Genomic DNA, 17395 nt, shown 5'->3' on the forward strand with positions numbered 1-17395 from the left:
AAATTGCAGTAATCATGATTGTTTATGCAATAGGATTGGCCGCCGCGTTGACGATTGATCCAGGTCATCGCCGTCGGTGACGAAAAATGGCAGGCTTGGCCCCCTTTGTTGAGGCCGGTCTATCAGATTATGCAGTTACAGAAATTAGTCAATATGTTTGGTGGGGATCTTACGCGCCGCTACGGCGAAAAGGTCCATAAGCTGACGCTGCACGGCGGTTTTAGCTGCCCAAATCGCGACGGAACGCTGGGCCGTGGCGGCTGCACTTTCTGTAATGTGGCTTCCTTTGCCGATGAGGCGCAGCAGCATCGTTCCATCGCCGAGCAACTTGCTCATCAGGCGCAGCTCGTCAACCGGGCGAAGCGCTATCTGGCCTATTTTCAGGCCTACACCAACACCTTCGCTGAAGTGCAGGTGCTCCGCTCAATGTATCGTCAGGCCGTCAGTGCCGCAAATATCGTTGGCCTCTGCGTCGGCACTCGTCCGGACTGCGTGCCGGAGGCAGTCCTTGACCTGCTAAGTGAATACCATCAGCAGGGGTATGAGGTGTGGCTGGAGCTGGGGCTGCAAACTGCCCATGATAAAACCCTGCATCGCATTAACCGTGGACATGATTTCGCCTGTTACCAGCGTACCGCGCGCCTGGCGCGAGAGCGAGGGCTGAAAGTCTGCACGCATCTGATCGTCGGTCTGCCCGGGGAAACCCAGGAGCACTGTCTGCAGACCCTGGAGCAGGTGGTGGCGACCGGGGTGGATGGTATCAAGCTGCACCCGCTGCACATTGTTAAAGGCAGCATTATGGCCAAAGCCTGGCAAGCCGGGCGCCTCGATGGCATCGAACTGGAGGCGTATACCGTGACCGCCGGGGAGATGATCCGCCATACGCCGCCGGAGGTGATCTACCACCGTATTTCGGCCAGCGCCCGCCGTCCCACGCTGCTGGCGCCGCTGTGGTGCGAAAATCGCTGGACCGGAATGGTCGAACTGGATCGTTATCTGAATGAGCAGGGCGCTCAGGGCTCGGCGCTGGGCCGCAGCTGGGTCGCTCCCCTGGTTGAGAAGTAGGAGCACGCGATGTCCGGGACAATGCCGGACATCGCTCTCCTGCCATTATGCCTGGCTGGCTTTCATCGTCACTCGCGGAGTTTTGATCACGAACAGCACCAGCAGGGCGCCGAGCGCGGCGATAGTGCCGGCGAGGACAAAGGCGCTGTCGAATTTACCGGTAGACTGCACGATATAGCCAGTGACAATCGGCCCCACAATACCCGAGATACTGCCGATAAGGTGGATAAAGCCGCTGGCACCGCCGACGCGGGATTTATGCACCACGTCCTGGATAATCGCCCAGTAGATCGCCCCGGTCACATAGAGGAAAAAGATGGAGACCGACATGAGCAGAACGGCAGGAACGACGCTGCTGACGGTACCCGCGAGCCCGACGCAGATAGCGGCCATTAGCAGACATACCACCAGTACAATTTTGCGCGACAGCAGCAGGCGGCCGGTAATTTTAAAAATTTTATCGGAGATATAGCCTCCAAGCGCCAGACCGACAAAGCCGACTATCCATGGGATCATGGTGGTAAGGCTCATCTGTTTAATATCCAGATGGTGCTGTTGTACCAGATAGGACGGGAACCAGCTGAGAAAGAAAAACAGAATATAGTTGTAGCAGAAGAAGGCAAAGGCTGTCACCAGAATAATAGGTTGTTTCAGATAATAACCCAGCGAGTGAGCCGTTTGATTTTCTGTTGTTTCCAGCGCGACTTCTTCTTCCTTCATTTTATTAATCAGCTTAAGTTCTTCCTGGCTGACTTTTTTATGCTTTTCGGGCGAATTAGCGGCAATAAAAAACCACGCTATCATCCAGACAATACCGATAGCGAAAATAATCATAAACGCGGGACGCCAGCCGAATGCCAGAGCCAGGTAACCCACGATGGGGCCAGCGACTGCGCCGCCCAGCGGAGAGCCAGCGCTGAGGAAGCCGACGGCGGTAGCCGCTTGCTTTTTAGGAAACCAGCCGTTGATCATTTTGTTCGCCGACGCGCAAATCGGGCCTTCCGCCATCCCGAAAAGCACCCGCAGCACCAGCATGGAATAAAAACCGGTGGCAACCGCGGTTAAGCCGCAAAATAGCGACCACAGACCGACCGCCAGACCCATCACCAGCGTTGCGCCGAATTTATCCACGGCCAGACCGCCAATAAAATTAAAGACCGCGTAACCGAAGAAAAAGCTACCGAAAATCATGCCAAACTGCTCAGCGTTAAGCGCGAGATCTTTTTCAATCATCGGTACCGTAATGGATAATGCCACCCGGTCCAGATAATTTATCATATATACTAAAAATAATAACAGGACGATAATCCAGCGAATATTTTTTCCCATGATAACACCATGCTCAGTATATTATTTATTTCAGGCGCAACGGATAAAAAGGTATCCGTTGGCCGTTATTTAAAATGATGAGGGTTTAGCCTAGCTGCAGCAGCACCTTGCAACAGGTTTTACGATCGTTGGCAAATATCTCCATGGCCTCTTTCACCTGTTCCAGCGGCATACAATGGGTGATTAATGCATCAGGATGGATAAGCCCTTTCTCCATCCAGTCAATTACCAGCGGAAAGCGTCCGCTGTTCAGGCGGGAAGAGAAAATGGAAATTTCTTTACTGGTGATACTTTGCTGGGTGAGAGTAGAGGCTTCGCCGGAGAAGCCGAGTATACCGATGCGGGCGGCGGGGGAGGCGAGAAGAATGGCCTCCTGGAGGATCGCCGGGTGACAAGCGGCATCAATGACCAGCGTCGGAGCCAGCTGCCGCTGCGCCAGCTGTTCAGCGAGCGGCTGGTCGGTGTTATCGAGCGTCAGATCGGCGCCGTTTTCCCGGGCCATCTGCAGACGTTCGGCAATGCGATCCACGACGATGACCTGCTTAACGCCATACACCCCCTTCAGCGCCTGGATGATCGTCAGACCCATAGGGCCAGCGCCGTAAACCAGGGCAATATCCTGCGCCGTGGGTTGCAGCTGGGCGGTAATATTTGCCGCGATGGTAAAAGGCTCAACCATCGTTGCCTGACGATCGGTGATAGCCTCGGGGATGTGCCAGGCATTTTTCGCCGGCACGCAGGCGTAGTCGCTAAATCCTCCGTCGCGGTGAACCCCAATGACCTGGAGCTGGGTACAGACATTCGGCCTGCCTACCGAGCAAGGATAACAATGGCCGCAACTGACAACGGGGTCTACTGCGACACGCTCGCCGATACGCGTCGGGGAAACCTGCTCGCCCACGGCGTCGATAATGCCAAAGAATTCATGGCCGATGACGCGGGGATACTTCGCGAAAGGGTTGTGGCCGTGATAGATGTGTACATCGGAACCACAGATCCCGGCAAAAGCAATTTTCACCCGTACTTCATGGGCTGCCGGAACCGGAACCGGACGTGATTCAATGTTCAGTTGGCCTGGCTCTTTGACGACGACGCTTCTCATTTTGATTCCTTCCATTGTCTGTTTTCTGAACGAATTTCGCTGCTTTTATTACCATACAAGTATGCAATAGATCATAATCAGGCCTGGATCACATTTGAGAAAGCTCGTCCGAAAAAGCCATAGCATGATTAATCTATTGAAATAAATTGAAAAAAATTATGAATATGTCACGTATTGCCAGTTAGATAAGCCGGTCAGCAGGAATGTGATCGCTATCACGACAGTTAAGGCGCATTCGATTATGATTACTGGTATGGTAGTAGGGTATAAACGCAAATTTTAACGCAGGTGATAACGATGCAGATGACAATGCGCTGGTTTGGGCCAGAGGAAGATAAGGTTTCATTAGAACATATTCGCCAGGTGCCCGGTGTCGAGGGGGTGGTCGGTGCGCTCTATGACGTCGCTGTGGGTGAGGTATGGCCGGTGGATAAAATTGAACGTCTGGTCGGTCAGGCCCATGCCGCAGGCCTGAAAATGGAGGTGATAGAGAGCGTTAACATTCATGATGACATCAAAATCGGCCTTCCTTCCCGTGACCGCTATATTGCCAATTACCAGCAGACCATCCGCAATCTTGCCCGCTTTGGCGTCAAGGTCATCTGTTATAACTTCATGCCGGTTTTCGACTGGATGAAGACGGATATGAACTACGTTCTACCGGATGGCTCATTGACGATGGCTTTCGAGAAGAAAGATATCGATAAGCGGCTGGAAGACGTGGTGAAGGAGGTGCTGGAAAACTCAAACGGCTTCGCGTTGCCGGGCTGGGAGCCGGAAAGGCTGGCGGAGGTGCAGACCTTGTTTGCCAAATATAGCGCGGTAGATGACGAAAAGCTGCGGGAGAACCTGGTCTATTTTCTGCGGGCGGTGATCCCGGTTTGCGAAGAGGTCGGGGTGAAAATGGCGATCCACCCGGACGATCCGCCGTACTCGATTTTTGGCTTGCCGCGGGTGGTAAAAAACCGCGACGATCTGGACTGGCTCTGCCGGGCCGTCGATTCGCCCGCCAACGGCATTACGCTCTGCACCGGCTCGATCGCCGAAGATCCGGATAACGACGTGTACGCTATCCTGGCCGAATTTACCCGGCGCAAGCGAATTCATTTTGCCCACGTCCGTAATATTAAGCTGATACGGGATAAAGATTTTTACGAGTGCGCCCATCCGTCAGAATACGGTTCTCTGGATATGTATAAAGTGATGCAAGCGCTGTATGACAATGGGTTCGACGGCTATATTCGCCCGGATCATGGCCGTTTTATCTGGGGTGAGACCGGACGGCCGGGCTATGGCTTATACGATCGCGCCCTCGGCGTGACCTACCTGAAAGGACTCTGGGAGGCATTAAGCAAGCGTTAATCCCTCTCCTGATCCCCCTCTTTTTTTGCGGCTGGTTCGCCTCTGCGGCCAGCCGTCGCACCGTGTCCTTCCCGCATTTTTTGCACAACTTACAGCGCATTGCTCAGAATTGAGTATTATTGTGCGAAGTTGTCGTGAAGGAATCCCCTATGAAGCAAATTCGTATGCTGGCGCAGTATTATGTCGACCTGATGATGAAGCTGGGTCTGGTCCGCTTTTCGATGCTGTTGGCTCTTGCGCTGGTCGTGTTGGCTATCGTGGTGCAGATGGCGGTTACCATGGTTCTGCATGGCCAGGTGGAAAGCATCGACGTTATCCGCTCTATCTTCTTTGGCCTGCTGATTACCCCATGGGCGGTCTATTTTCTCTCGGTGGTGGTGGAACAGCTTGAAGAGTCCCGTCAGCGTCTCTCACGGCTGGTGGAGAAGCTGGAGGAGATGCGCGAGCGCGATCTGAAGCTGAACGTGCAGTTGAAAGACAATATCGCACAGTTAAATCAGGAGATTGGTGAACGTGAAAAGGCGGAAGCCGAGCGTGAGACCACCCTTGAGCAGTTGAAGATCGAGATGAAAGAACGTGAGGAGACGCAGATCCAGCTCGAGCAGCAGTCTTCCTTCCTGCGCTCTTTTCTCGATGCCTCTCCGGATCTGGTCTTCTATCGCAATGAGGATAAGGAGTTTTCAGGCTGTAACCGGGCGATGGAGCTGTTGACCGGTAAAAGCGAGAAACAGCTTATCCATCTCAAACCGCAGGACGTCTATAGCGAAGAGGCGGCGGAAAAGGTTCTGGAAACCGACGAGAAGGTGTTCCGTCACAATGTGTCGCTAACTTATGAGCAGTGGCTAGACTATCCCGATGGCCGCAAAGCGTGCTTCGAAATCCGCAAGGTTCCCTATTACGATCGCGTTGGCAAGCGTCGCGGCCTGATGGGCTTCGGCCGCGATATCACCGAACGTAAACGCTATCAGGACGCCCTTGAGCGCGCCAGCCGGGATAAAACCACCTTCATCTCCACCATCAGCCATGAGCTGCGTACTCCGCTGAACGGGATCGTCGGGCTGAGCCGAATTTTGCTGGATACCGAACTGACCAGCGAGCAGGAAAAATACCTCAAGACCATCCATGTCTCGGCGGTGACGCTGGGGAATATCTTTAATGATATTATTGACATGGACAAAATGGAGCGCCGCAAGGTGCAGCTCGATAACCAGCCGGTGGACTTCACCAGTTTCCTTGCCGACCTTGAAAACCTCTCGGGCCTGCAGGCCCAGCAGAAAGGGCTGCGCTTTGTGCTGGAGCCGAGCCTGCCGCTTCCGCATAAGGTGATCACCGACGGCACCCGCTTGCGGCAGATCCTGTGGAACCTTATCAGCAACGCCGTGAAGTTTACCCCCCAGGGCGGCGGGGTGAACGTCCGCGTGCGCTATGACGAAGGCGATATCCTGCACTTTGAAGTGGAAGACTCCGGGATTGGTATTCCTGAAGCGGAACAGGACAAAATATTCGCCATGTATTACCAGGTTAAAGACAGCCACGGCGGCAAACCGGCCACCGGGACCGGGATTGGCCTCGCCGTCTCGCGTCGCCTGGCGCGTAATATGGGTGGCGATATCAGCGTTACCAGCCAGCCGGGCAAGGGGGCGACCTTTACGCTCACCGTCCACGCGCCTGCCATTGCGGAAGAAGTGGAAGATACGTTGGCGGAAGACGACATGCCATTACCGGCGCTTAACGTGCTGCTGGTGGAAGACATCGAGCTCAACGTCATTGTGGCCCGTTCGGTGCTGGAAAAACTGGGCAACAGCGTTGATGTGGCGATGACCGGGAAAGCCGCGCTGGAGATGTTTGAGCCCGGCGAATATGACCTCGTGCTGTTAGATATTCAGCTGCCGGACATGACCGGACTGGATATTTCCCGCGAACTGAAACAGCGCTTTGCCGCTGATGAGCTACCGCCGCTGGTGGCCCTGACCGCCAACGTGCTGAAGAATAAGAAAGAGTATCTTGATGCCGGCATGGACGATGTGCTGAGCAAGCCACTATCGGTGCCGGCGCTGACGGCCATGATCAAAAAATTCTGGGATGCGCCGGATGAGGAGACGCAGGACGCGCCGGCGGCCGATCTGCATAAAGCCGATGCGGTGCTGGATACCGATATGCTGGAGCAATACATCGAGCTGGTAGGGCCGAAGCTTATCAACGATGGTCTTGCGGTGTTCGAGAAGATGATGCCGGGTTATATGTCGGTTCTGGAGTCTAATCTGACCGCCCGTGACCAAAAAGGGATCGTCGAAGAGGGCCATAAAATCAAGGGCGCGGCAGGTTCTATCGGCCTGCGCCACATCCAGCAGCTGGGCCAGCAGATCCAGACTCCGGATCTGCCAGCCTGGTCTGATAATGTCGCTGAATGGGTTGAAGAGATGAAATCCGAGTGGCAAAACGACGTCGCGGTACTGAAAGCGTGGGTGGCGAAGACCGGAAAAAAATGACCCCGGACAGACCGGGGTGCGCGAATACTGCGCCAACACCAGGGAACTGGTGGTTGAGCCAGTGTTGTTTGAGTGATGTTGTTACGTGGCGCAACCGGAGAAGTGGATTGCTCGCTGATTAAGATAGCAAAGCTTAACTAATTTGTTACATGAATCAGTAAAATATGTGAAGCATAGCGAGTAAATCGACATTTTTGACTGGTTTCAGCAAGTTGCATGGAGGAGCGAAAGCGATGAAAAAAATTGGTGTGGTACTGAGCGGCTGCGGCGTGTACGACGGCAGTGAAATCCATGAGGCGGTGATTACCCTGCTGGCGATCGCGCGCCACGGCGCGCAGGCGGTGTGCTTTGCGCCCGATAAACCGCAGCGCGACGTCATCAACCATCTGACCGGGGAGGCGATGACGGAGCAGCGCAACGTGCTGGTGGAAGCGGCGCGTATCGCCCGTGGCGATATCCTGCCGCTGGCCCAGGCGCGCGAGGAGACGCTGGATGCGCTAATCGTTCCCGGCGGCTTCGGTGCGGCGAAAAATTTAAGCAGCTTCGCCGCTGAAGGGAGCGAATGCCAGGTGGACCACGACCTGCGGGCCCTGGCGCTGGCGATGCATCAGGCCGGCAAGCCGCTGGGCTTTATGTGTATTGCCCCGGCGATGTTGCCGAAAATCTTCGCGTTTCCGCTGCGGATGACCATTGGGACCGATCTTGATACCGCCGATGTGGTGGAAGAGATGGGGGCGGAGCACGTCCCTTGCCCGGTCGACGACATCGTGGTGGATGAAGAGAATAAGGTGGTCACCACCCCGGCGTATATGCTGGCGGAGGACATTGCGCAAGCCGCCAGCGGAATTGAGAAGCTGGTGGCCCGCGTGCTGGCGCTGAGCGCATGAGGCTCCGCGTTGCGCCCCTCGCGCTGTTAAAACGTCTGGCGCTGCGTTTGCTGTTGATCGCCGCTGTTTTCTGGGGCGGGGGTATTGCGCTGTTTAGCGTGCTGCCGGTACCGTTTTCGGCGGTGATGTTTGAGCGGCAGGTGAGCGCCTGGCTGTCCGGAGATTTCCACTACCTGGCGCACTCTGACTGGGTCGGTATGGATGAGATCTCTCCGTGGATGGGGCTGGCGGTGATTGCCGCCGAAGATCAGAAGTTCCCGGAACACTGGGGGTTCGACGTATCGGCGATAGAAAAAGCGCTGGCGCACAATGAGCGCAATGAGAACCGGATCCGCGGCGCGTCCACGCTGTCACAGCAGACGGCGAAAAACCTGTTTTTATGGGATGGCCGCAGCTGGCTACGTAAAGGGCTGGAGGCCGGGCTGACTGTCGGAATAGAAACCGTCTGGAGTAAAAAGCGGATCCTGACTGTCTATCTGAATATTGCCGAGTTCGGCGACGGGGTATTTGGTGTGGAAGCGGCCGCCCAGCGCTATTTTCATAAGCCTGCCAGCCAGCTGACGCCGGGTGAAGCGGCGCTGCTGGCCGCGGTGCTGCCAAACCCGATCCGCTATCGCGCCGACGCGCCCTCGGGCTATGTGCGCAGCCGCCAGGCCTGGATCTTGCGCCAGATGCGACAGCTGGGTGGGGAAGGGTTTATGCGTAACCATCAGTTAAGGTAATTCTTGATGTTAGTAGTGAACGACATTTGAACTCCTCTGGATCTTTTCTATTATAGATGTTGCTGATGGCGATTTAAGGAATGAGAGTGTTGTTGAAGGCAACCAGTCGGAGAGAAGGCCAAATTTACCATCATGAATTGCCTGGCGTACTCTTGAAGCACTAATCACGATGCCATCATGCATTTTTCTGTCAATAATAATGCACTCGATTCCAGCCGCAGGTAGCATTGTGGACATAACATCATTATATATTTTAGTTACTGTACTATTGGGTTCTTCACCAACATAGCGGCGAGTAATATTCAATGTCCGGGCTATATCTTTAAAGATGTTGACGTCTACTATTGCTTGAGCAGTGAGAATATCTTTTTTACTGTGCATAAAATACCCAGGGAATGTTGCGTTACTAATCATATAATCTCCACACGTATGGTATGATATATTCATTAAATGCTCAGTGCTATCAATGATTAATTTTCGTCGAATTTCATAAGGAAACAGGCTAACATCCTCGCTTACGATGAATAAGTGCAATCTGTCATTTTCTTTAGCGGCAGTTTCTATGAGATGTAAATGACCCAAGGTGAAAGGATTTGCATTCATTATTATTGCAGCTGATTGTGGCCAGATCGTCTCTTTTTGTAATTTTTTGAGATAATTCCTGAACCCGTCTAATTTGTTTTCCATAAAGACGAGTTGTCTACTAACCGTAGTGATAATATGAAAACCGATATCCAGAAAGAAATTAGCACTTTCAGGTTTAGTATATAAAAATATGTGATCATTGTTTCTTTGGTGCTGTACCTCAATAAGATGCGTAACTATTTTATTCAATAATCCGAATCCTTGGTGGGATGAACTAACTGCCATACAGCGCAATGTGTTACCAAAGCAACTTCCTGTTGCAATCGCATTGTCGTGTTCATCAAAAATAGCACATCGATAGTCCAGATGGTCATCGCGACGAATACCTTCCTGCTCAAGTAAAACATCGATTTTGTTTTGATGTAAAATATCACGTTTAAAGACGGTTGCTACATTATAACCATTCATTTTTCTATTTCCTGTATGTTGTAGGAATTGTTTCAATAAAAGCTCTTACTTGGGGGAGTGCGGTTATTTCATCTGTATAAACTAACCAGGTAGACCGAACGAAAGGAGCTCCATTTTTAAAGGATAAAGGAATTCTATGTCCGGTGAAATGGCGCAAACAGATTTCTGGAACAACAGTCCAGCCAAGCCCTCTGTCAACAAGTTCCACACAGGTGCTAATGTTGTCAACATAAATACCTTGCCGCTCCGGATTATGATTGTTTTCACGCATCCACTGAGATAACTCACGTTCAAATACGGTATCAGTTTTTCGACCAATAAAAGAGATTTCATTTAGTGGTTTATTTTTATCTTTATTACTACAAATTGCATAGATTCTGTCGCAATCAATGAGTTTTTTATGGCCTTTCCATGGAAACTCCCCACGAATAATAGCAAGATCGAAGTATCCGTCTAATAACTGGAGATAAATTTTTCGACTATGTTCTGTAATGATATGTGTGTCAACGTAAGGGAATTTATTGCGAAAAATGGTCAGAAGTTCAGGTAGTTGGTATAAAGCATAATTAATCGACACTCCAGCTCGGAGCGTGCCTGAAACTCCGTGTTTATCTATTTTTATCCTTTGCCGTAGCAACGCTAGTTCATCTGTAACCTTTTTTGTATGGTACAGAACGGATTCCCCAGCTGGTGTAAAATGAACTCCGTTACGAGAACGTAACAATAATGTTATACCTAATTCGTGCTCTATTGCATTAATTCTTTTAGATATGGCTGATTGTGATGTATATAACAAATCGGCAGCATGTGTAATATTTTTTGTTTTTTCTATTGTCATTAAAAGCTCAAAGTCGCGTTCATCCATACCTTATCCTTGTAATGTAGAAACCTTTTATACTTTAACTAGGATATGACTTTTACTTCCTGAAGTAAATCCAGGAAGGTATTCCATTTTGGAATGTCTGGGCGCGCGCAACTGGAATTTTACATGGTCAAAAATAATGTTATTAAATTAGTTACACAACGGTGTAATAAAGGATTGAAGATGGAAATATATAATAAAGGGATTGCTGGTACGCTTGAATCCAGTGATGCCATGATAACGGTTGAGCCAAATGAGAGTGGAATCGAGCTCTATGTCGATAGCGTGGTGATGAACGTCTATGGCAGACAGATAAAAGAACTGATTTTAAAAACGCTCGCAACCCTGGAGGTGGCAAAAGCTAAGGTGACGGTCATTGATAAAGGTGCTCTGGAATGCACATTAAAAGCCAGACTTGAGTGTGCGGTATATCGTAGTTGTGATGCATCTCGCAAAAATATCCCATGGGAGAATATCTGAAAATGATTCCTCGTCAACGACCTATAAAAAACCGCCTGCGCCGCACTATGATGTTTATGAATGCTCAAAAACCCGGGCTACTAAAGGATGCTTGGATTTATGGTGCCGATAGCATCATTTTAGATCTGGAAGACGCAGTGGCTGAAAACCAAAAAGATGCCGCTCGCTTTTCACTATATCACGCATTGAAAAATATTGACTATGGCGATACTGAAGTGATTGTCAGAATCAATGGTCTGGATACGCCGCATTGGCAGGAAGATATTCGCTGTGTCGTTGCGGCTGGCGCTGATGGTATTCGTATCGCGAAATGTGAAAGTGCGCAGGATGTCCATCTGGTTGAAGAACACGTTCTTGCTGCGGAAAAAGAGTTTGCTCAGGAAGAAGGGCGCACATTATTAATGGCCGCTCTTGAAAGCCCGAAAGGTATATTGAACGCTCTGGAGATCGTGACAGCTTCAGAACGTATTTTTGGTTGCGCTATTTCTGGTGGCGATTTCCGTAAAAATATGCATGTTCGTATTGAAGAAGGCGGTATTGAGATGCTGGCTGCTCGCGGAAATATGCTGATTGCGGCTCGTGCTGCTGGCGTTCAGTGTTTTGATACGATGTATCCTCATATCGATGATATCGAAGGGTTTGAAGCCGAGGTCAGACAAAACAGAAAAATGGGTTTCGATGGAAAAAGTATCGTTAATCCACGGCAAATAAAATACGTACATGACACATTTGCACCAACAGTAAAAGAAATTGCTTATGCTGAAAAATTGATTTATTCCTTTGATGAACAAACTGAAGCTGGTGTTGGTGTATATACCGTGGACGGTAAAATGGTTGATATTCCTTTCTTTGAGGATGCACGGCGTATTATTGCACTCGCTAAAGCTTGTGGCGTCTACCACGGAAATCTTTAATTATTAAATGGATCATGGTCTATGAAGAACGCTGTTAATCGAAATATACCTGATGAACTTCTTCTGGCAGGAAAGGAAGTTTATCAAGGAAAACATTATATGGACGGTAAATATGTGAAAAAGGATTCACCTTTTTCACGTCGTCATGTAAAACCGGTCGAAGATAAAATTTGCGCAACCATCCGGGAAGCTTGTGAACGCTGTGGTGCGCATGATGGCATGACATTTTCTTTTCACACTGAGTTCCGTGAAGGCGATTATGTCGCGGCAATGGTCGCCAGAGTATTAATCGAAGAGATGGGACTAAAAGATATTACTGTTGCAGCCACTTCGTTAGGCAATGCACAGGATGTTATTGCGGATTATATTGAACAGGGAAAAATTATCGGTGTACAAACGTCCGGTGTTCGTGGGCGAATTGGCGAGGTAATTTCTGCAGGAAAACTGGCCAGTCCGGCGGTTATTCGTAGTCATGGTGGACGTCCGCGCGCGGTAGAAGCAGGTGAGGTTCATATTGATATCGCCTTTCTGGCTGCATCTACTGCCGATTGTTGCGGCAATGCAAAAGGAACGGGGGGGAAAAATAACTGTGGCTCAATGGGATTTGCAATCCATGATGCAAAGTATGCCGATCACACGGTCATCATTACCGATACGTTAGTCGATTTTCCTAATATGCCCTCCTCTATTGCGGCTATTGACGTCGATTGCGTATGTGTAGTGGATAATATCGGTGATGCAAGCAAAATCGCGACGAAAGAAGCACGGATGACGGATAACCCGCGTGAATTGATGATGGCGGAACAGGTAGCTAAGGTGATTTCCGCTACGCCGTGGTTTAAAGATGGATTCTCATTCCAGACTGGTGTCGGCGGACCGTCTCTTGCAGTAAACCGTTTCCTTGAGAAATATATGGTTGATAACCGTATTACGATGAGTTTTGCTCTGGGGGGAACCAGCAGTGCGATTTGTGAGTTGCAAAGTAAAGGTCTGGTTAAACATATTCTTGATACACAGGATTTTGATTCAGGTGCGATTGAACATTTAACACAGCATCCAGGTCATCATGAAATTGATCTGAGTGAATATGCGAACCCGGCAAATAAAGGGGCATACGTTAATAAACTTGATTATGTCGTGCTCTCCGCGCTAGAAATTGATACAGCTTTTAACGTCAATGTTATTACTGGTTCCGATGGTATTCTGCGGGGCGCGCCAGGTGGCCATCCGGACACTGCTGCCGGGAGCAAATGCTGCATTATTGTTACACCATTAACACGTGGAAGAATGGCAACCGTATGCGATGAAGTAGTGACGGTGACAACTCCGGGTGATTGTGTTGATGTTTTGGTTACGGATTACGGCACGGCGGTGAATCCGTTGCGCCAGGATATTATTGATTGGTTGGATGATGCAGGGATCCAACATATTTCAATTGAATCTTTGCGCGATAAAGCCTATTCGATTGTCGGAGTTCCGGATAATCTGCAATGGGAGGAAAAAGTCGTTGCAGTAATTGAGGTCCGGGATGGTACTATTCTTGACGTTGTCAAAAAAATCAAAACGATTAAATAATTAAAATAGTAACAAGCACAAGGAAGCAATCGCGATAATTGTTTTCGTGTGCTTGATTTATTTATCACTGTTTCCTAAAAGAGTAATCATATGGCTATTCAAATTTTGTCATTATTTTTTCTCATATTTGCTATAGTTCTTGGTTTTTTTAAGAAAACGAATATTGGTTTTGTGGCTTTTGGTTGTGTTCTGATTTTATCGACGATTGGGGGATTGAAGGCGTCTGTAGTTTTAGCGTGTTTTCCTGAAAAATTATTTATCACATTACTTGGTACTATGTTTTTTTTCTGTCTGTTACAGCAAAATCAGACACTGGAGCTGCTTTCCAGGAAAATGGTTGTGGCAGTAGGAAAGCAAGCATGGCTTATTCCAATTATTATCTATCTGGTATCATGGGGGCTCTCCGCTGCGGGTCCTGGCGCAATCTCCGTACAGTCAGTGATGATCATTTTCGCCGTGTCATTAGCTGTGCAAATGAACGCCTCACCTGTATTATTAGGTTCGATGGCGATTCTTGGCGCGGTCGGTGGCACAACATCGCCAATTGCATTGTCCGGTATTATTGTTACTGATATTACTAATTCTCTTGGATATCATGGTGTAGCCCAACCGGTATTTATTGCCGTCAGTATCGTTAACTTTATATGTGCAATGTTGTTGTATGTCGGATTTAAAGGTTATGCACTTAATGCGGGAAATCTTAATTCGATTCCACAGCTTCCGAAATTTAATAAAAAACAAACAATAAGCATTGTGGCTATAGTTGCATTGATTGTCGTAGTCGTGGGGTTACGCTATGATGTTGGGCTGGTGGCATTTACATTATCGCTCTTGCTTATTTTATGCGAGGCCGTAGATGAAAAATCAGCAGTGAAATTAATCCCATGGAACGTGCTTATTCTTATCTGTGGTGTGAGTGTTTTAATGAGTGTAACAAGCTTGTTAGGTGGAATAGACTTGCTGTCTCACTTCCTTTCATCGCTAATGAATGATAAAACAGCCTCTCCGCTTATTGGTCTTACAGCTGGGATAATGTCATGGTTCAGTTCAGCGAATGGTGTCGTTCTTCCTACGCTAATACCAACGGTTCCTGGAATTGTGAATAATATTGGCGGTGGAATTAGTTTGCCTGAGCTGGTGATGGCAATTGTAGGTGGTGCGACAGTTGCCGGAATTAGTCCTCTTTCAACAGGCGGTAGCCTTATTCTGGCAACTTATGCGCAGGAAGCAAAGGTTTCAGATAATGCTCTACAATCGATATTTTCCAGACTCTTCTTGCTGTCTTTCGGCGTTGTAGTCGTAGTGATGATTTTTGCTGGAGTGAATGGTTTTAAATTATTTGTGACAGGAGTGTAAATGATGAATGGATTACTATTTGTTGGCTGCCGTACGACGAAAGAACGAGGTGCCAGAGGTAAAGGAATTAAAGCATTTGAGACCAATACGACTACCCCAGGAGTGTTGAAGCATTTAACCTCTGGGCTGGTTAATCCCTCATGGTTGTGCCTGGATGAAAAAAAAGAATTTCTTTATACCATTCATGGTGATATGAGCGATGTGTCTGCATTTTCTATTAATAAAATTAACGGAGGATTAACCAGGATTAATACCGTGTCTACGGCTGGTGAAAATCCTGTCCATATTTCAATAGACAAGACTAACCGCTGGGTTTTTGTCGCCAACCTGCAGACAGGAACAATTTCCGTAATTCCACGAAACTCTGATGGTAGCCTCGGGAATTTACATAAATTGTATACTATTCCGGGCCTGACCGACGGCGCAATTTCTCATCCTCATCAGGTATTCCAGGATATATCTCGTAACTACCTGGTTGTCCCATGTCAGGGGCGAAAATATGGCTTTGGACAGATAGTTGTTTTCCGTATTAATTCAGTCGATGGCACGCTGGAAGAAACATGTACGGTACGTAGTCGTGAACTGGCGGAACCAAGGCACTGCGTATTTCATGCCAGTAATCGCTACTGTTATTGCGTTAATGAGAAAGATTTTACTATTACCGCCTACTCTTTTGATGAGACGCAAGGGGTGTTATCTCCTTTCCAGGTCATTCCTACGCTTCCGGATACCTGCACCGATGATGGATGGGCCAGCGGTATTATTATGGATCAAACATCGCGTTTCGTTATCGTGTCTAATCGTAAGCAAAACAGCATTTCCTCACTGCTGGTTGACCCAAACACTGGAAGGTTAACACTAATTGATACAATGGGGTCGTTTGGAGAACAGCCGAGGTTTATTTATCTATTGCCGAATGGTCTGTTGTTAGTGGCGAATGAATTAACCGATTCTCTTGAGTTTTTTAATCTGGATGATAATGGAAAATTTCATCATCTAAACATGCAGATTAAAACGGAAAGTCCGGTAAGCGCTGTTTCCTGGCAGTAACGCCTTGAGTGTAAATAACAATTGAGTAATTTAATTGTTTGCTGGTTGTTATTTACACAGATTTTACAGAGAGTATTGAATGACTCACACCACAATAAATATGTCCATAGATATCGTGTGCGAATACTTCACTCAACTAGTACTACGCGCTATGCAGACGGAGGTTAATCTAACACCTAAACCGGGGTTGGTCGATTCAAGAAATAGTGGTGCTCATTGTGATATGGATCTACAGGATTTTCATCGTAGCGCTAAAGCAATATCTGTTTATGTTCCGGAATTTATTTTATGTGGGTTTTCAACTGCTAAAAAGGATACGCGTTTGATCTTAAGCGAGTTGCATATTCCCGGGAAAAAATGTGAGCAGGCAATGTATAAGGCGACATCTGGAGTAAATACACATAAAGGAGCCCTGTTCTCTCTGGGATTATTTTGTGCCGCGATTGGTCGTCATTATGCGTTGAATCAGTCGTTGACGCCTCGGGCGCTAAGCCATACGGTGGCGAGTATTTGTCAGGGAATCGTGAACCGTGAACTGAACGGACTTTCTGAGCATTATAATTTGACAGCTGGACAGTTATTGTTTGTTAAATATGGACTTACCGGTGCGCGAGGCGAAGCCGAGAATGGTTATCCGTTAGTGATCAATATTGCGCTGCCCTATTTCCGACAGCAAATAAAGTCTGGTTTAAGTCAAGATTATTCATTGCTAAATACATTGTTATTAATCATGTCATATAACAATGACACGAATATTGTTTCAAGAGGTGGGCTGTCATCATTGCAGTGGATTAAAGATTGTGCTGAAGGTTTATTACAAAATGGCGGAGTTCGTTCAGCAAGTGACTTACCGGGGATTTATCAGCTCGATGATCTCTGTATTTCCCGCAACCTCAGCCCCGGCGGCAGCGCTGATTTACTGATGTTGACCTGGTTTCTTTCACACTTTCACGAAGAGGAGAGTCAATGACTGACAATGCTGTACTGCTGGGTGAAGGCTTCACCCTGATGTTCCTCGGCATGGGATTCGTGCTGGCGTTTCTGTTCCTGCTGATTTTCGCCATTCAGGGCATGTCCGCCGCCGTCAACCGCTTCTTCCCTGAACCGGTCCCGGTACCGAAGGCGACACCTGCCGCCGCCGCGTCCGCG

General features: G+C 48.7%; 16 protein-coding genes. 12 read left to right on the top strand and 4 right to left on the bottom strand.

The window, feature by feature from the left end; translation table 11 throughout:
• Positions 1-129 precede the first annotated feature (129 nt).
• Positions 130-1065, top strand: a complete 936-nt coding sequence (locus ACKLKD_RS23785) for a TIGR01212 family radical SAM protein (protein WP_025713340.1) — start codon at positions 130-132, stop codon at positions 1063-1065.
• Positions 1066-1110: 45 nt separating this feature from the next.
• Here ACKLKD_RS23785 and ACKLKD_RS23790 read toward each other — a convergent pair whose 3' ends face one another.
• Positions 1111-2394 (bottom strand): MFS transporter, encoded by a 1284-nt coding sequence (locus ACKLKD_RS23790; RefSeq protein ID WP_025713339.1) that lies wholly within the window; start codon positions 2392-2394, stop codon positions 1111-1113.
• An 85-nt stretch (positions 2395-2479) separates the two neighbouring features.
• The gene (locus ACKLKD_RS23795; protein WP_025713338.1) at positions 2480-3496 is read right to left on the bottom strand and encodes a Zn-dependent oxidoreductase; all 1017 of its coding nucleotides are present in this window, start codon (positions 3494-3496) and stop codon (positions 2480-2482) included.
• A gap of 297 nt (positions 3497-3793) precedes the next feature.
• Between ACKLKD_RS23795 and uxuA the strand changes: the two genes are divergently transcribed.
• The 4 genes from uxuA (at position 3794) to mtgA (ending at position 8956) form a co-directional block, all read left to right on the top strand.
• Positions 3794-4858, top strand: coding sequence for a mannonate dehydratase (gene uxuA, locus ACKLKD_RS23800; RefSeq protein ID WP_025713337.1), 1065 nt, complete (start codon positions 3794-3796; stop codon positions 4856-4858).
• Between the two features lie 149 nt (positions 4859-5007).
• On the top strand, positions 5008-7347 hold the full coding sequence (arcB, locus tag ACKLKD_RS23805) for an aerobic respiration two-component sensor histidine kinase ArcB (protein WP_025713336.1): 2340 nt from the start codon (positions 5008-5010) through the stop codon (positions 7345-7347).
• Between the two features lie 233 nt (positions 7348-7580).
• Positions 7581-8234, top strand: coding sequence for an isoprenoid biosynthesis glyoxalase ElbB (gene elbB / locus ACKLKD_RS23810; protein WP_025713335.1), 654 nt, complete (start codon positions 7581-7583; stop codon positions 8232-8234).
• Positions 8231-8956, top strand: coding sequence for a monofunctional biosynthetic peptidoglycan transglycosylase (gene mtgA / locus ACKLKD_RS23815; protein WP_025713334.1), 726 nt, complete (start codon positions 8231-8233; stop codon positions 8954-8956). Before elbB ends, mtgA begins: the two co-directional genes overlap by 4 nt.
• 9 nt (positions 8957-8965) lie before the next feature.
• On the opposite strand, the gene citC is transcribed toward mtgA, so the two are convergent.
• Entirely contained in the window at positions 8966-10009 is a 1044-nt protein-coding gene (gene citC, locus ACKLKD_RS23820; protein WP_025713333.1) for a [citrate (pro-3S)-lyase] ligase, read from the bottom strand.
• Between the two features lie 4 nt (positions 10010-10013).
• Positions 10014-10874, bottom strand: a complete 861-nt coding sequence (locus ACKLKD_RS23825; RefSeq protein ID WP_080898077.1) for a LysR family transcriptional regulator — start codon at positions 10872-10874, stop codon at positions 10014-10016.
• 123 nt (positions 10875-10997) lie between these two features.
• Between ACKLKD_RS23825 and citD the strand changes: the two genes are divergently transcribed.
• From citD to ACKLKD_RS23860, 7 genes are all read left to right on the top strand, one after another.
• Complete coding sequence (citD, locus tag ACKLKD_RS23830) at positions 10998-11351, top strand: citrate lyase acyl carrier protein (RefSeq protein WP_223862148.1); 354 nt, start codon at positions 10998-11000, stop codon at positions 11349-11351.
• Positions 11336-12265: an aldolase/citrate lyase family protein gene (locus tag ACKLKD_RS23835; protein ID WP_200548315.1), complete on the top strand. Its 930-nt coding sequence runs from the start codon at positions 11336-11338 to the stop codon at positions 12263-12265. The genes citD and ACKLKD_RS23835 overlap by 16 nt, the downstream gene beginning before the upstream one ends.
• Positions 12266-12286: 21 nt before the next feature.
• Entirely contained in the window at positions 12287-13840 is a 1554-nt protein-coding gene (citF, locus tag ACKLKD_RS23840; protein ID WP_087805946.1) for a citrate lyase subunit alpha, read from the top strand.
• Positions 13841-13930: 90 nt separating this feature from the next.
• Positions 13931-15196 carry an SLC13 family permease gene (locus ACKLKD_RS23845; protein ID WP_025713330.1) on the top strand — a complete coding sequence of 422 codons (1266 nt, stop codon included), beginning with the start codon at positions 13931-13933 and terminating at the stop codon, positions 15194-15196.
• On the top strand, positions 15197-16246 hold the full coding sequence (locus ACKLKD_RS23850) for a lactonase family protein (RefSeq protein ID WP_200548316.1): 1050 nt from the start codon (positions 15197-15199) through the stop codon (positions 16244-16246).
• Between the two features lie 79 nt (positions 16247-16325).
• Positions 16326-17216: a triphosphoribosyl-dephospho-CoA synthase CitG gene (citG, locus tag ACKLKD_RS23855; RefSeq protein ID WP_087805944.1), complete on the top strand. Its 891-nt coding sequence runs from the start codon at positions 16326-16328 to the stop codon at positions 17214-17216.
• A partial coding sequence (locus ACKLKD_RS23860; RefSeq protein WP_224325016.1) for an oxaloacetate decarboxylase subunit gamma occupies positions 17213-17395 on the top strand: 183 nt, incomplete at its 3' end. The genes citG and ACKLKD_RS23860, both read left to right, overlap by 4 nt.

Origin of the sequence: Klebsiella sp. 10982 (assembly GCF_048589245.1) — a bacterium.
Lineage (GTDB): Bacteria > Pseudomonadota > Gammaproteobacteria > Enterobacterales > Enterobacteriaceae > Klebsiella > Klebsiella quasivariicola.

Excerpts from the sequence above, each read along its gene's own strand:
- ACKLKD_RS23785 (WP_025713340.1), top strand. The coding sequence starts at position 130 with ATGCAGTTACAGAAATTAGTCAATATGTTTGGTGGGGATCTTACGCGC.
- ACKLKD_RS23790 (WP_025713339.1), bottom strand. The coding sequence starts at position 2,394 with ATGGGAAAAAATATTCGCTGGATTATCGTCCTGTTATTATTTTTAGTA.
- ACKLKD_RS23795 (WP_025713338.1), bottom strand. The coding sequence starts at position 3,496 with ATGAGAAGCGTCGTCGTCAAAGAGCCAGGCCAACTGAACATTGAATCA.
- uxuA (WP_025713337.1), top strand. The coding sequence starts at position 3,794 with ATGCAGATGACAATGCGCTGGTTTGGGCCAGAGGAAGATAAGGTTTCA.
- arcB (WP_025713336.1), top strand. The coding sequence starts at position 5,008 with ATGAAGCAAATTCGTATGCTGGCGCAGTATTATGTCGACCTGATGATG.
- elbB (WP_025713335.1), top strand. The coding sequence starts at position 7,581 with ATGAAAAAAATTGGTGTGGTACTGAGCGGCTGCGGCGTGTACGACGGC.
- mtgA (WP_025713334.1), top strand. The coding sequence starts at position 8,231 with ATGAGGCTCCGCGTTGCGCCCCTCGCGCTGTTAAAACGTCTGGCGCTG.
- citC (WP_025713333.1), bottom strand. The coding sequence starts at position 10,009 with ATGAATGGTTATAATGTAGCAACCGTCTTTAAACGTGATATTTTACAT.
- ACKLKD_RS23825 (WP_080898077.1), bottom strand. The coding sequence starts at position 10,874 with ATGGATGAACGCGACTTTGAGCTTTTAATGACAATAGAAAAAACAAAA.
- citD (WP_223862148.1), top strand. The coding sequence starts at position 10,998 with ATGGTCAAAAATAATGTTATTAAATTAGTTACACAACGGTGTAATAAA.
- ACKLKD_RS23835 (WP_200548315.1), top strand. The coding sequence starts at position 11,336 with ATGGGAGAATATCTGAAAATGATTCCTCGTCAACGACCTATAAAAAAC.
- citF (WP_087805946.1), top strand. The coding sequence starts at position 12,287 with ATGAAGAACGCTGTTAATCGAAATATACCTGATGAACTTCTTCTGGCA.
- ACKLKD_RS23845 (WP_025713330.1), top strand. The coding sequence starts at position 13,931 with ATGGCTATTCAAATTTTGTCATTATTTTTTCTCATATTTGCTATAGTT.
- ACKLKD_RS23850 (WP_200548316.1), top strand. The coding sequence starts at position 15,197 with ATGATGAATGGATTACTATTTGTTGGCTGCCGTACGACGAAAGAACGA.
- citG (WP_087805944.1), top strand. The coding sequence starts at position 16,326 with ATGACTCACACCACAATAAATATGTCCATAGATATCGTGTGCGAATAC.